The organism is Planctomycetota bacterium, from assembly GCA_018242585.1.
In the GTDB taxonomy this organism is placed as follows: Bacteria; Planctomycetota; Planctomycetia; order Pirellulales; family PNKZ01; genus JAFEBQ01.
On record JAFEBQ010000012.1, the window covers coordinates 148908 to 163908 of the forward strand.

General features: G+C 61.8%; 12 protein-coding genes. 7 read left to right on the forward strand and 5 right to left on the reverse strand.

Going from position 1 to position 15001, the window contains the following annotated elements; all coding sequences use genetic code 11:
• Positions 1-146 precede the first annotated feature (146 nt).
• The 4 genes from JSS27_06815 to JSS27_06830 all read left to right on the forward strand — a co-directional run bounded on the left by JSS27_06815 (position 147) and on the right by JSS27_06830 (position 4302).
• Positions 147-1250: a substrate-binding domain-containing protein gene (locus JSS27_06815; protein ID MBS0208651.1), complete on the forward strand. Its 1104-nt coding sequence runs from the start codon at positions 147-149 to the stop codon at positions 1248-1250.
• Between the two features lie 106 nt (positions 1251-1356).
• Positions 1357-1923: a DJ-1/PfpI family protein gene (locus JSS27_06820; GenBank protein ID MBS0208652.1), complete on the forward strand. Its 567-nt coding sequence runs from the start codon at positions 1357-1359 to the stop codon at positions 1921-1923.
• Positions 1924-1988: 65 nt separating this feature from the next.
• A complete protein-coding gene (locus tag JSS27_06825) occupies positions 1989-3314 on the forward strand; it encodes a Gfo/Idh/MocA family oxidoreductase (GenBank protein MBS0208653.1) in 1326 nt (441 codons plus the stop codon).
• A 103-nt stretch (positions 3315-3417) separates the two neighbouring features.
• On the forward strand, positions 3418-4302 hold the full coding sequence (locus JSS27_06830; GenBank protein MBS0208654.1) for a cysteine hydrolase family protein: 885 nt from the start codon (positions 3418-3420) through the stop codon (positions 4300-4302).
• Between the two features lie 196 nt (positions 4303-4498).
• On the opposite strand, the gene JSS27_06835 is transcribed toward JSS27_06830, so the two are convergent.
• The gene (locus tag JSS27_06835; protein ID MBS0208655.1) at positions 4499-6292 is read right to left on the reverse strand and encodes an ABC-F family ATP-binding cassette domain-containing protein; all 1794 of its coding nucleotides are present in this window, start codon (positions 6290-6292) and stop codon (positions 4499-4501) included.
• 255 nt (positions 6293-6547) lie between these two features.
• Between JSS27_06835 and JSS27_06840 the strand changes: the two genes are divergently transcribed.
• The 3 genes from JSS27_06840 (at position 6548) to JSS27_06850 (ending at position 8905) form a co-directional block, all read left to right on the forward strand.
• Positions 6548-7393, forward strand: coding sequence for an amidohydrolase (locus JSS27_06840; protein MBS0208656.1), 846 nt, complete (start codon positions 6548-6550; stop codon positions 7391-7393).
• Between the two features lie 395 nt (positions 7394-7788).
• Positions 7789-8085 (forward strand): hypothetical protein, encoded by a 297-nt coding sequence (locus tag JSS27_06845; GenBank protein MBS0208657.1) that lies wholly within the window; start codon positions 7789-7791, stop codon positions 8083-8085.
• A 121-nt stretch (positions 8086-8206) separates the two neighbouring features.
• On the forward strand, positions 8207-8905 hold the full coding sequence (locus JSS27_06850; protein MBS0208658.1) for a DUF1080 domain-containing protein: 699 nt from the start codon (positions 8207-8209) through the stop codon (positions 8903-8905).
• A gap of 731 nt (positions 8906-9636) precedes the next feature.
• Here the strand turns inward: JSS27_06850 and JSS27_06855 are convergent.
• Genes JSS27_06855 through JSS27_06870 form a run of 4 tightly spaced genes read right to left on the reverse strand, consistent with a single transcriptional unit; the run spans position 9637 to position 15000 of the window.
• Positions 9637-10260, reverse strand: coding sequence for a hypothetical protein (locus tag JSS27_06855; GenBank protein ID MBS0208659.1), 624 nt, complete (start codon positions 10258-10260; stop codon positions 9637-9639).
• 34 nt (positions 10261-10294) lie between these two features.
• Positions 10295-12544: an urea transporter gene (locus tag JSS27_06860; protein MBS0208660.1), complete on the reverse strand. Its 2250-nt coding sequence runs from the start codon at positions 12542-12544 to the stop codon at positions 10295-10297.
• 30 nt (positions 12545-12574) lie between these two features.
• Positions 12575-13957 (reverse strand): alanine racemase, encoded by a 1383-nt coding sequence (locus tag JSS27_06865; protein MBS0208661.1) that lies wholly within the window; start codon positions 13955-13957, stop codon positions 12575-12577.
• Positions 13954-15000 carry an ATP-grasp domain-containing protein gene (locus tag JSS27_06870; GenBank protein MBS0208662.1) on the reverse strand — a complete coding sequence of 349 codons (1047 nt, stop codon included), beginning with the start codon at positions 14998-15000 and terminating at the stop codon, positions 13954-13956. The genes JSS27_06865 and JSS27_06870 overlap by 4 nt, the downstream gene beginning before the upstream one ends.
• Position 15001: the final 1 nt, after the last annotated feature.

Below are 15001 nucleotides of genomic sequence, written 5' to 3' on the forward strand. Positions count from 1 at the left end.
CCGGCGATTCGCGAGGGGGCAAGCTTCGCCTTCCGGCTGGCGAAAACCGCACGCAGAAAGCAGCGAGCGTGGCACGCGCCAAGAAAACCAAGTCGTTGCCCCACGTGGCGCTGCTGATCGAAACCTCGCGCTCATTCGCACGCGACATGCTGCGCGGCATTCATCAGTACATTGCCGAGCACGGTCCCTGGTCGGTGTTCATGGAACTGCGGTCGCTCGAATCGCGGCCGCCGTCATGGCTGGCCGGGTGGCGCGGCGATGGCATCATCACCCGCACGGTTAGCCAGTCGGTGGCCAACGCCATCGAAGCCACCGGCGTGCCGGCGGTCGAACTGCGGGCCACTCGGCTGCGCCACCGCTTTCCGTTCGTGGGCGTCGGCAATCGCGCCATTGGCCGGCTGATCGCTGAACACCTACTCGAACGCGGCTTCCGCCAGTTCGGCCTCTACGCGCTGAACACCGAATCGTACTTCGTCGAACGGAACGAGAACTTCATCGCCACGTTGCGCGCGGCCGGCTTTCCGTGCCAGGTGTTCCAGGCCGGCAGCCGCGAGCAGCCTGCCCAGTGGGAGCGCCAGCAAGACGCCCTGGTCCGCTGGGTGGCCGGGCTCGACAAGCCGGTCGGCATCATGGCCTGTACCGATCAATTGGGCTTTTGGCTATTGGATGCCTGTCAGCGCGCCAGCGTCTCGGTGCCGGAACAAGCGGCGGTGGTCGGCGTCGAAAACGATGAGTCGCTCTGCTCGATGGCGACGCCGCCGTTGTCGAGCATGGCGTTCGATGCCGTCCGCAATGGCTATACGGCGGCCCAGGCGTTGCATCGCCTGATGCGCGGCCAGCGCGTGCCGCGCACCCAGTTGATTCCGCCGCTGGGGGTGCGGGTCCGCGCTTCGAGTGACATTGTGGCGATGGACGACGCGGAACTGGCGGCGGCTTTGCGCTGGATTCGCGAGCACGCCTGCCAGGGGCTGGGCGTGCCCGAGTTGTTGCGCGCGGTGCCGGTGTCGCGCAGCCGATTGGAGCGTGGCCTGCGCGCGGCGCTGGGACGCTCGCCGCATGACGAGGTGCTGAGGATTCGCCTCGACCACGCGCGGCGGCTGCTCATTGAGACGGAGCTGTCGCTCGTCGAAATCTCGCGGCGGTCGGGCTTTTCGCGGGCTTCGTACTTCAACGAGGCGTTCAAGCGGCAATTCCAGACGCCGCCGGGGGGCTATCGGGCTGCCGCTCGCCGTGACAAAATATCGGAATGAGTTTCCGCAATATCGGAATGTCCTTCCGAGTGTTTCGCGATAGCCTAGATCGAAACGCCATCGAGCGCGCCAGTCACGCTACTTCATCCACGCGAGCCCTTCAGTCATGGAAAAAGTTCTGATCATCGTCGGCGATGCGACCGAAACGGTCGACACGCTGTATCCGTACTACCGTCTACAGGAAGCTGGCTTCGAGCCGGTCGTCGCCGGCCCCGAGGCCCGCAAGTTCCAAATGGTGATGCACGAGGTCCGGCCCGGTTGGACCATCACCCGCGAGTGGGAAGGCTATCAGATCGAAGCCAAGATCGCCTTCAAGGACATCCGCCCCGAACAGTACGCCGGCATCTTCTTCTCGGGCGGCCGCGCGCCGGAATACATTCGCGAAGACGAAGATCTGTTGCGGGTCACCCGGTACTTCTTCGAGCATAACCTGCCGATCGCCAGCGTCTGTCACGGCGTGGAAATCCCCGCCCGGGCCGGCTGTGTGAAGGGGCGGCGAATGGCCACCGTGCCCAAGTGCAAGTTCGACCTGGAAGTTTGCGGCGGCACGTTTGTGAATGAAGCGTGCGTCGTCGATGGCAATCTGGTCAGCGGCCGCACGTTTCACGACCACGGGTACTACATGGGGCCGTGGATCAAGCTGCTCGAAGCCGCCCGCGCCAAGAAGAAATAGCCGCGCCGAATCCCGCCCGTAACCCTTCCCCCGATATTCATCCTCCGCTGTAGGAGTCACGTCCCATGACCAAGCACTCGCCCGCCAATCGTCGCCAATTTCTCGGTTCCACGTTGGCCGCGGCCGCCGGCGCGGCGACGCCCTACTTCATGAGTTGGCCCGCCTTTGGCGCCGACGCCAGCTTGCCCAAGTCGAAAAATGACCGCTTTGGCATTGGCTCGATTGGCCTGCGCTATCAAGGTTCGGTGATCACGCGCCAGTCGTTGCCCCACGGGGACGTGGTCTGCATTGCCGACGTCGATAAGGACATCGGCGGCCAGGCGATCGCCTCGTTCGGCGGCACGCTGGTCGAGGATTATCGCAAGCTACTGGACCGGAAAGATGTCGACGTGGTGCTGATCGCCACGCCTGACCATTGGCACACCAAGATGGTTATCGACGCCTGCCGCGCCGGCAAAGACGTCTATTGCGAAAAGCCGATCACGCTGACGGTTGACGAAGGGAAGCTGCTGCGTAAGGTCGTCAAGGAAACGGGGCGCGTGGTGCAGGTCGGCACGTGGCAGCGGAGCGATTGGAAGTTCCGCCTGGCTTGCGAGCTGGTCCGCGCCGGTCGCGTCGGCAAGTTGCACACCGTGACCGTCACGACCAGCCCAAACCCAGTCGGGGGGCCGTTCGAGGTGACCAAGCCCTACGCGAACCTGAACTGGGACATGTGGCAGGGTCAGACGCCCGACGTCCCGTACATTCGCGAGCGCTGCCACTACACCTTCCGCTGGTGGTATGAATACTCCGGCGGCCAGCTTACCGACTGGGGCGCGCACGGCATCGACATCGCCCACTGGGGGATCGGTTGCGACTCGTCCGGGCCACTCGAGATCAACGGCTATGCCGACGTGTTGCCCAACGATCCAAACAGCTACAACGTGCCGCCGACGTTCCAGGTCGACTACAAGTACGCTGGCGATGTGACCTTGAAGATTCGCTGCGACGGGCGGGCGGGCATCTTGTTCGAAGGGGACCAGGGGCGAATCTTCGTCAACCGCGGCACCGTGGCCGGCAAGGCCGTTGACGAGTTGAAAGACAACCCGCTGCCGCACGAGCAGTTCAAGCTCTACGGCTTTGACAACCGCGAACGTCCCGAGCGGACGGGCAAGCTCGACGCCATTGTCAATCACATGGGGAACTTCTTCGACTGCGTGAAGGCCCGCAAGACGCCCATTTCGGACCTGGAAAGCCAGCACCGGGTGGCGACGACGTGTCATCTGGGGAATATTTCCATTCGGCTCCGTCGTCCGCTAAAGTGGAACCCGGAAACCGAGCTGTTCGTCGGCGACGACGAGGCGAACGGCTGGCTGCGCCGCGAGCAGCGGAAGAAGTACGCGATTACGTAATCGCCGCCGGCGTTGCAGCGGTTTCCTAACTGACAACCACAAGCCCAGGGGTTTCGCCCCCTGGGTTTTGCATTTCCCGTTGGACTTGGTAGAGAGAGCTATCATGCGCGCCGCGATCTACTCGTTGGGATTTATGCTCGCCTTCACGTCACTTGCCACGGCACAGGATCCCGCCATGTTGAATCTGCATCTGCGCTCGCGCACCGGCGGGATGAACGCCGAGGCCAAGTCGGAAATCGTCGAGAAGAAGGTCGTCTGGGATCCGTTGAAGACGGCGTTCATTGTCTGCGATATGTGGGACGCCCACTGGTGCCAGGGAGCGGCCGATCGCGTGGTCGAGTTGGCCGGGCCGATGAACCGGATGATCGGCAAAGCCCGCGATAAGGGCTGCCTGATCATTCACGCGCCGAGCTCGTGCATGGACTTCTACAAGGACTCGCCGGCGCGGTTGATCGCGCTGTCGGCGCCGTACAGCAAGCCGCCGATCGAGCTGTCGAAGCTCGAGCGTTGGGGAACCGCCTGGTGCTATCCCGATCCGCAGCGCGAGCCGGCCATTCCGATCGACGATTCTGACATGGGTTGCGACTGTGCCAAAAAGTGCGCGCAGGGGCATCCTTGGAAACGCGAGATCGACACGCTCAAGATCGACACCGGCGACGCGCTGACCGACAACGGGCAAGAGACTTGGAACCTGCTGACGGCGCAAGGCATCGACAACGTGGTGCTCTGCGGCGTCCATTTGAACATGTGCGTCCTGGGGCGGCCGTTCGCCATTCGCCAGATGGTCAAGCTGGGCAAGAACGTGGCCCTGGTCCGCGACATGACCGACACGATGTACAACCACGAAATGTCGCCGCACGTCAGCCACTTTGAAGGGACCGACCTGATGATCGGCCACGTCGAGCGCTACTGGTGCCCAACATTCACGAGCAGCGACCTGACCGGCGACCCGCCGTTCCGGTTCAAGGAAGACCCGCGCGGGAAATAGCAAGCTAGAGCGCTTCTTGCCACGTTCTAGCCTCTGGGTGGCACGCCCGTCCTTCGGGCGTGGGGAAGCACGTACCGGTCCCGATATTTGATTAACGATACCCCACGCCCTGCGCTGCGCTTGGGACGTGCCACCCCCGCTTCAGTCCCCTGAGAGCTGCTCTAACTCGCGCTGTCCTGCGCTTTGGCGGACTTGCCTATTCGTTCCCCTCGACTTCGGCTTGCAGTTCCAGCCAGCGTTCCTCGGCGGTCGACAATTGCTGGCCGATGGCGGTCAGCTCTTGATGCAGCCGGAGCGCTTCGGCGGCGTCGGTCGAGTTCATCAGCCGGGCGTTGATGTCTTTCTTCTGCTCGTCCAGTTTGGCGATGTTCCGCTCGAGGTTCGTGATTTCCTTGCGCACGTCGCGCTCGCTGCGGCGCGGCTTGCCGGCCGGCTTGGCGGCGCTCTTCGGCGCGGTGGCTGGCTTGGACTTGGCTTTGGCGGCGGCTGCCTCGCGCTCGCCGGCTTCGATTTCCTGGTTGACCGAGTAGAGATACGCCTCGTAGTCGCCCCGGTAATTGGTCACATGGCCATCGCGGACTTCGACGATGCACGTGGCCACGCGCTTCATGAAGTGCCGATCGTGGCTCGTAAACACCACCGTCCCTTGGTAATCGAGCAGGGCGTTGGCCAGCGCCTCGACCGTTTCGACGTCGAGATGGTTTCCTGGCTCGTCAAGGACCAGGACGTTGTAGCTGCCGAGTAGCAGGCCCGCGAGACATAGCCGAGCCCGCTCGCCACCCGAGAGGACCGAAATCGGCTTATTCACATGATCGCCGCGGAACAGCAGCGCCGCCGCCATGTTCAAGATCACCTGGTCCTTGGTGCCCGAGGTGGCCATCCGTTCCAGGTAGCTGAGGACCGTGTGATTCTCGGGCAGACTGGTATACACGTGCTGGGCATAGACGCCGATCTGGCAGCCGTACCCCCAGCGAACTTCGCCGGCCAGCGGCGCCAGCGAGTCAACCACGGTACGCAGGAACGTCGTTTTCCCCTGGCCGTTGTCGCCCACCACGGCGGCGCGCCAGCCGTGGTCGAGTTCCAGGTCGATGTCGCGGGCGACTTCCCGCTCGGCGTAACCAATCGCCACTCCGCGGCAGCGCAGGGCGGGGCCTTTGCGGGGTTCGACCTGCGGAGCGCGAATCACCGCCGTCGGGTCGTCGACTTCGACCTCAGCGAATTCAAGTTTCTCTAGCTCTTTGCTCTTCGAGCGGGCGCGGGCGGCGGTGCTGGCCCGGGCGCGATTGCGGGCGATGAAGTCTTCAAGATGCCGCTTCCGCGCCATGACCGACGCGTTGCTCCGCTCGTCGTGTTCGCGCTGGCCTTGGACATAGTCGATGAACGCACTCACCTTGCCGGGGAACATCGTCAACTTACCGCGGGCCAGCCCCAGCGTGTGGGTGCAGGTCGCTTCCAGGAAAGCGCGATCGTGCGAGACGATCAAACAGGCCTCCTGAAAGTGCCGCAGGAAGTGCTCGAGCAGAATCTGGGTGCGCAAGTCAAGAAAGTTGGTCGGCTCGTCCAACAGCAACAGGTTTGGATCGTGCAGCAGTAAGGCCGCCAGCTTGACGCGCGTTTGCCAGCCCCCCGAGAGTTTGGCGACCGGACCTTCGAGCAGCGAACCTTTCAACTCGAACTCGCCGGCCACCTCGCCACAGCGCCAGTCGGGCTGGCCGCTGTCGCGGATCAGGAAATCGAGCGCCGATTCACCGGGCAAGAACGGGTCGTGCTGTCGGAGGTAGCCCAGTCGCAGCTTGGGGTGGCGAATCACCTCGCCGGTGTCGAGTTCCTCTTCTCCCAGCAAAACGCGGAGCAGGGTGCTCTTGCCGGCGCCGTTGCGACCGACAAAGCCGACTTTCACGTCGTCGACGATCGTAGTTTCAGCGCCGTCGAGCAGCACTTGCTCGCCGTAGCTTTTGTGAGCGTCTTTGATTTGCAGCAGGACAGCCATCGTGTGTTCCGTTCCTCTCGTGACGTCATGTTAGACGCCGAGAGTTATTTATCCCAGGGGGCTAGAGGTAGTCGCGTCGTGCGGCGTGCTTGCTAAAGCAGTTCTCAGAAGCATGTATCGTTTGCTTACCCAAGCCGGCGGCTCTGCCGCCGATTTTCGGTGGCAAAGCCACCGGCTTGGTAGATACGCACGCTACAATGAATCGAGAGTCGCTCTAGAATGGCGAGCACCACTTCACACAATGATGACACCACCATGACCGTTGACGTTCACTCCCACACGTGGCAGTACCCCCAGCACTTTACCGACGATTTTCGCCGGCAGGCTCAGCGTGCGCGCGCCGGTCGCGAAGTCGATCTGTCGGTGCGCTATGACGAATATCAAAAGACCGTGCCCCCCGGCACACGCACCGTGGTCTTCGGCGGCAAGGCCCGGCTGAGCGGCGTGTGGGTCGACGACGCCTACGTGGCCAGCTACGTCGCGGCGCACCCCGACACGCTGACTGGCTTTCTCTCGGTCGATCCGACCCAATCGGGCTGGCAAGAGGAAATGTGGCACGGGCACGAAACGCTCGGCCTGCGCGGCATCAAGCTGCTGCCGATGTACGCCGGGTTTCGCCCCGACGAAGCCCGGCTTGATCCGCTGTGGCAATACGCCACCGAGCATCGCTTGCCGGTGCTGCTGCACACCGGGACGACGTTCGTGGCGCAGGCCCCGCTCGAATGCACCCTGCCGCGCCACCTCGACGCGGTCGCCATCCGCTGGCCCGAGGTGCGGATCATCATGGCCCACCTGGGGCATCCGTACGAGGCCGAGTGCGTGGTGACGATTCGCAAGCACCCGAACGTCTATGCCGACATCAGCGCGCTTCACTATCGGCCGTTCCAGCTCTATCACAGCCTGATGCTGGTGCAAGAGTATGGCGTGTGGGACAAGCTGCTGTTCGGCAGCGACTATCCGTTCACGACGGTCAACGCTTCGATCGACGGGCTGAGGGCGCTCAACCAGATGACCGTCGGCACCGGCCTGCCGCGATTGAACGAAGCGGCGATCGAAGCGCTAATCAACCGCGACGCGCTCAAGATTCTGGGGATTGAGTAGAGGATTCCAAGCCCAGGGGCCGCATCTGCGCAAGAAGGTAGAATGTCCCGGTTATCCCCCCCCATAATCCCCTTCGGTAACGATGATATGAAACTAGATTTGGATTGGGGGACAGCAACTCCCGAAGGATACGATTGCGAAAACGGGGTAGCATTGCATGTCCTGAACGTGAATTTCATCGGGGAAGAAAATAGAAACCGAGTGGTGAAATTTGTAGTTGCTAGGGTATTGCACTTTCACAAGCACTTACCCAAAGGCAGTTCTCAGCGGGTCAGATTCGATTTGAGAGGGCAATTGGTCAGCAATAAGAATTTGGATTCTGCGCGGCAAACAATACTTCGCGAAGCTGCTAAACATAGTGTCAGCGTATCAATCGAATTCTTGACGAACTAGCAATGGCGTACAATTTTTCCGCTGAGAAACGTGGTCGCGAGGATCTGCAAGTCCTCCATCAAGCACTAAGGCACTTCGACTTATTCGAATTCTTTCCCATCGAAGTCAGCGACGAACTTTTGACTCTTGGCATTTCGATTCCGTTTAAGTCAATGGGCGACCCTCGATTTGAAGATGAACTGCAAGAAGTGATGACATACTTGGTTTTGAAGCATGAATTCAACATTACCGACCTTTTTACTGGAAATCCGATACTCGCTAGTAACATATCCGGTCTTGCCAAGCAGATTTCACGCTGATCGCGCGGCAAGAGGATAGACTGAGGGAACGTGTTAGTTTTTTGCGAGTCTGAAGCGACACTACGCTTGTTAACTGGCAAATTCATCGTCCGTAAACCGCACGCCCTGGGGAGAATCATTCATGTTCAACTTGCTGCACCGGTTTCTGATTATCGCATTGATCGTGTTGTCACAAAGCCAGGCGGTTCGGGCGGAAGACAAGGCCGCTCCCGAAGTGGCGCCGCGCGCAGAAACGAGCGAAACGATTGAGCTATTCAACGGGCGTGACCTGAAGGGCTGGGTCGGCCACGAGAAGTATTGGTCGGTCCAGGGCGGCGTGATCGTGGGTAAGAACACCGACCCGATTGCCGTCAGCACCTACCTGCTCACCGAGCGCAAGTTCACCGACTTCCGACTGGTGTTCGACTTCAAATTGGTCGAGTCGGAAATGCACTCCGGCATTTCGCTGTGGGGACGCGTGGCGCCCGAACGGGGCGATCCGTACACCTATGCGGGGCATCTGGTGATGTTCCCGTCGGGCTATGGCTTTTGGGATTTGTACGGCCGCTCGATGATTCACAAGAACGCCGAAGTGGCCAAGCCGTTGGGCAAACAGCACGACTGGAACCACATGGAGATTCTGGCCCAGGGCAACCGGATTCGCTTTGCGCTGAACGGCAAGCTGGTTTCTGACTGGCGCGAGCCCGAGCCTGACCGGATCAAGGAAGCGCCGATTGGTTTGCAGCTTCACTCGAACAAAGTGCCGCAAGAAGTGCAGTTCAAGAACCTGACGCTCGAGACGTTCCCGGCGGACAAGCTGCTGACCGTTGAAGGAAAATAGAGCGCTCTTCAAATTTCGTTGTAGTCGTCGATCTAGTGATCGATGTCAGGAAGTGAGTATTCTTTTCCGTAGCCCAGGCGTTCACGCCTGGGATTGCCGCGCCGAAAAATGCCGGTAGCCCGGTTCACCGGGCTTTCACGTACCCCAGCGGTGCGGTCACCGATAAGCCCCGTAGAACGGGGCTGAAATGCTGAAAACTCTTGCGTTCGCCCCAGGCGTAAACGCCTGGGCTACGGAAAAGTGTCAGCGTCATATCGTCACTCACACGTGTCACTGCACAGATGGCATCGATGGATAGATCGACCGGAAATGTGCCAATCTCGGCCGTTATTCCCGTGCAGGCCAGAACCCAGTTGGATCGTCGCACGCCTAGATTCCCGCCTGCGCGGGAATGACGGAACCTGGGCTAGTGCGCGTCTCACCACGTTATCGTGTCTGAGGTGGCACCGATGGCTTGGCCATCGGTGTTGCGCAGCAACAAGAAACTCGATGGGCACGCGCAACCCAAATGGAAACTCGCCACCGGCTCGGGCCGGCGCTCGAGGTTTCTTGTGGCCTTCGGCCACCCAGGTGCAAGCACCTGGGCCACCCACGCAGGCCGTCATTCCCGCGCAGGCGGGAATCTAGTGGTTGCGGTTACCCTCTAGATTCCCGCCTGCGCGGGAATGACGGAAGAAAGATGGGCTCCGGGCAACTGACAACCAACCACGGACAACGGACAACTGACCAAGTCACTTGGCGACCGTATTCGTCGCGGGCGTCAAATAGTACTTGGCGTTCGCGTTGTTCGGGTCGAGCGTCAGAATGCGCTCGGCAAAGGCCCGCACGTCGTTCTGGTTCGACGCCACGCTGACGAACATCTGCTCGGTCAGGATGGCGATGTCGGTGGGGTAATACTCCAGCAGTTGCGTGTTCAATTCCCGCGCCTGGCGGAATTTGCCCTGCATCCGCAGGGTGTACGTCAGCCGCACGCGGGCCGTGTAGTTGCTCGGGTCGATGGCCAGGATGGCGCGGACCGCCATTTCGGTCTCGTCGTACTTGCCCAGCGCCAGCGTCGGCAAGGTGAAGCCCAGCCGCGGCTCGATGGCCTTGGGCGAGATGCGCATCGCGTTCTGGTAATGACGCCGGGCTTCCTGGTAATCGGCGGCCTGGTACTTAAGCCAGCCGCGCCGCACCTCGGCCAGGTAAGTGGGTTTCTTGCCGTCGACGCCGTTCAAAACATCGAATGCCTTGGCATAGTCGCCGGCCCGTTCCGCCTCGTATGACTCCGAGAACGCGGCCATTTCCTTTTCCGACGCCCAGGCCGGCGCGACGGCCAGCAACGTGAGCGCCAGGGTCAGCAGCGTGGCTTTCATCGGTGGTTTCCTTGCGAGTGGTTGACGCATTGGATTATTCGGTGGCGATGGCCGATTCGTCGTGGGCCGAGTCGGCGACTGACACGACGTTGCCAGTGTCACGGCTCGCAGCGGGGCGGCTGCTCGGCTGAGCCGATCGGCTGACAACGTCGGTGTCATCGACAGGGCTTTCCTCGGTGAGCGTGTCGGCGGTGCGGACCAGTTCCAGCCCGCCGGTTTCAATCCACATCAAGCCGTCTAACTCGTCGACTTCGGCCGTGGCTTTCTGGGCGATACCCCACATGGCCGACGTGGCGACGGTTTCGATCACCCCTTCGGCCACGTAACGGTGCGAAGTGTGGGCCAGTGCCGCGCCGCCGAAGAATGGCGCGACCAGGTGGGCCAACGCCCGCCGCCAGCCCGAGGCGACCAGCCCAATGGGCACGACGTCGTTCCATTGCCAGCGCCCGGCGCGGACCAACGGCAAGCTTGGCAGTGCGCGATACATGGCCGCCAGCCAGCGGTCCGATCCATCGAGCCGGTAGCAGTAGAACGTCCCGTTGTGCTTGCCAAAGTACAACCGCCCGCCGGCCGATGACTCGAAGTACAGCGTCCCGTCGACGGCCATTTTGACAGCCAATTCCAGCTTGCCCGCTGGACGATCGTGCTCGAACAGATCGAAACAGAGCGTCTGGTTCAGCAGGTAGTCGGTCGCCGCGTCCAACGTCGGCAGCACGGCGGCCGGCTCGACACGCTCGCCGCATTGCGGCCGGGCGTCGGCAAAGAACGTCTGCTCGGTGGCGTAACGGACGAAGCTGAATGGGACCGTCGGGCTCCCGAGCGGCTCGGCCAGTTGCACGTGAATATGCAAGTGCGGCTGCGGCGAGTAGCCCGAGTTGCCGCACAGGCCGAGCAGATGCCCCGGCTCGACCCGATCGCCGACGCGGACCTTGATCGACTGATAGGCAAAGTGGGACAGCTCGACGTAGAAACCGCGATCGTCCAGGAGCAGCACATAGTTGCCCCAGTTGTGCGTCTTGTTGACCCGATTGATCGGATTGTCGGGCAGGTCGTCAACCACGGCCACCACTCGGGCGCGACACGGCGAGAGGACCGGCTTGCGGAAGCAGTAGTAGTCCTTTAGCTCGGTTCCGTCATCGGCGTGGGTGTTCCCCTCGTGATCGGTGATGACAAAGTCGAAAGCGTGCTGCCAGGGGCCCTTGTGCGTCCAGGGGCCGTCGCAACCTTGCCAGACGCTCCACGCGCCATGGAACGGCAACGCCAGTCCGCGGCCGGCATGGTCGAACCGCGCGCGACGGACCAGGTCGTTTTCCAAGGTTTCTTCCGGCGTCGCGCCAAAGTAGCGCGTCATTCCCTGGTACTGGCAGATTGTCAAGGCATAGACCACGCCCAGCGTCACCAGATTGAACGGCAGCGTATAGAACGGCACGGCAAAGGCGTAGCTAAAGACTTGCACCGCGTCGACCAGCACCATCGACACCGCCACGCCGACGGCAGCGATCAGAAACGACGACCAGCTTGGGACCAGGAATACGCCGCCGAGGGCCATCGCCACGAGCATGAAGTTGAAGTTCATCATGTCGCCGGCCGCTTGCTCGTACGAACCTACCAGCGAGCCGCGCAAGAGTACGCCGAACGCATAGCCCCCCACGGCCAGGAAGAACAAAATGCGCGAGCGCACCCAGAGGATGAGGCTGAAGACCATGCCGATCGGGACGCTGGGGACAAAGAAAATGCAGCCCAGTGTTTTGAAGAACGCCGGGATCAACAGGGGCAGTCCGAAATCACCCGCCAGGTACGGCGCCACGGCCCGGGGTTCGACCGGCAAGCTCGAATAATGGAGCGCCGCCACATGGGCCACGGCGCCGGCCAGCACGAACGGCAGCGTCAGCACCGGCAGGCTGAAATAATAGCGCAGCACGTGTACCGCCGCGGCGGTCAGCATGAACGTCATCATGCCAGCAATGGCGATCAGCACCGCCGTCAGCGGCGTGAGCGACAGCTTGGCCCCCAGCGACAAGCCGACGAGCAACGGGTTGTAAGTGTAAAAGCCGGATTCGAGCAGCCGGCTTCCCATGCCCACCAGCCGGGCGAACAAGCAAGCCGCCGCCACGGCGATCAACCCGCACACGCCGACGTTCCAGTTCAGCAACGTCCCGACCAGCAGCACCAGCCCGACGGTCGCGCGGCTGAGGAAGAAGACTTCGGCATAAGCGCGGACCAGCCCGCTGGCCAAGCGCCAGAGACGAACGAACGGCTCGGTAGCAAGCGAAACGAGAGGCATGGCGAACGATCACCGCAAGGAGAACAGTTTTCAGACGGCCCGCAATTGACGCGATGGCGACAGCTCGGGCGTTAATCGCTCGGGCAGCAGCTCGCGCCGCTCGATGTCGGACAAATCTTCGTGATGGCGGATCAACTCGACATCGCCATTTTCCATGACCATCACCACGTTGGGGCGATACTCGATGAACTGCAACCACTGGGTGTTGTTGTAGGCGCCGACTGGCGAGAAGACGAGCCGGTGGCCGCGGTCCAGCGGGGGCAGGCTGATCCCTTCGTCGATGGCGTCGATGTTCATGCACATGGGGCCGTAGACGACGCTGGTTTCCTGGGGGCCGGAAACTTCGCGATCGACCTCGACGTGGAACTTGTACCAGAACGACGTGAAGAGCAGATTGATTCCGGCGTCGGCCACATAGGCGCGCGTGCCGTCGGCCAACCGCTTCGAGGCCTGGATCGTCGTGACCAGGTAGCCCGCCTCGTCGACCAGCGTGCGGCCGGCTTCGACGATCAACCGCGGTCGGTGCCCCGGAGCCAGCGAATTGGCCAGCGCGTCGCAGACCTGCTCGGCATAGTCGTCGATCGAGGGGACCGACACATCCGGAGCCAGGTACGTCCCCTTCAGCTTGCTCCGCGAGGGGAAGCCGCCGCCGATGTCGAGATATTCAAGTTCGAAGCCGAACAGGTCACGTACCTCGTAACCAAAGCGGACCATCTTCTCGACCTGGCGCGCGTAGGCCGTTTCGTCCATCACGAACGTGCCTAGATGACAGTGCAGGCCATTGAGCCGCAGGCGGCCGCTGCGCGCGATGCGCTTGACGGCATCCATCGCCTGGCCCGATTCCAGATTGAAGCCAAACCGGGACCATTGCGGATAGATGCCGACGTCCATGTTCAGCCGAATGCCCACCGAAATCGTCCGTCCCAGCCGCGTGGCAATGCGATCGAGATCGTCGATCTCGTCCAGGTGGTCGACGTTGATCGTGGCCCGTTCGGCCACGGCGCGCATTAATACATCGGCCGGCTTGTAAGGGCCGTTGAAGATGATCTGCTCGCCTGGCACGCCGAGTGCCTTGGCCTTTTCGTACTCCATCTTCGAGACGATCTCGGCGTGGGCCCCTTCCTGGTGCATCAGGCCGCAGATCGCCTTAAGGTAGTTCGTCTTGTACGACCAGCCGAAGGTGACGTTCGGATAGCGGGTAGTGAAGGCGCTGTGCAATTGACGGTAGCGGCGGCGCAAGGCCCGTTCGCTGTAGACGAACAGCGGGGAGCCGTACTTTTCGACCAGCTCGGAGATCGCCACCCCTTCGATCGCTTTGCGCACGCGCTGGTTGCTGCGGCGCTGGGTGCCGAACTTGTTCATCAGCCGGCTTTGCAGCTTCATGATGAACGGTTTTTCGTACGTGGCTTTCATAGGGAACCTCCGCGCATCATCAGGCTTTGCAACCGCTGCATATCGGTGACCATTTCGTAGGTGTAACGCATGAACAACTGGCCCGCTTCGTAGTCGGGCAACTCGGCCACGGGCATGCCGCTGGCGTGGCGGATCATCCGACCGGGCAAGTTGATCCCCACGCCGGTGGCAAAGTACGACCAGGCCGGAAAGCGAGGATTGATTTCGATCAGGTACAACTCGTCGTCCGACGGATCGAGCATACATTCCAGCTCGAACGGCCCGCGCCAATTCAGCGCCGCGACCAACCGTTCGGCGGCTTGCTGCAGCGCGGCATTCTTCAAGGTGACCGCCGACCAGACTTTGCCTAGCGACGTGAGCGAAACCTTTTTCATCGCCACCGAGCCGAGCAGACCGCCGCGTCCGTCGCCGACGCCGACCAGGTTCACCTCTTCGCCGGTGATCACCTGTTGCACAATGACCGGGTAGCCCCACTCGGCGGCGATAGCGCGGAACTTGGCCACGGCCTCGAGCGCGGTGTACGCCCGGAACGCCTGGTAATAGGCCCCTTTGACCATCACCGGATAGCCGATCTTTTCGCAGGCCTCGTACAACATCTCTTCGCTCGACACGACAGCCGTCTTGGGAACGGCCATATCAATGCGGGCGGCGATCTCGGGCAACTTGTCCTTGCCGCGCAGACGGAACTGCGACATGGTCGGCAAGAAGGTTTGAATGCCGTTCCGCGCCAGCTCGTCGGCGTACTTGATGTAAAGGGGCAGTTCCACGTCGAGATTTGGAATCACCCAGTCGAGCCCTTCGCCGGCTTGGATTTCGAGCAACCGATCGAGGAACTCGCGTCCCTCGGTCGAAGGGTAGGGAAGCGTGAACGAGCGGTCGAACAGCCAGTCCATGTAAATGCCGGGCTCGAGCGCGTCGTACGCCAGCCCGATCAGCTCGACGTTCAGCTCGCGATCTTCTTTCAGGCTGCGGGCGATGCCGGTCCCTGGCCCCGGGTTGTCGGCGGCGTTGATGCCCGAGACGCCGATTCGCAACGTGCGCATG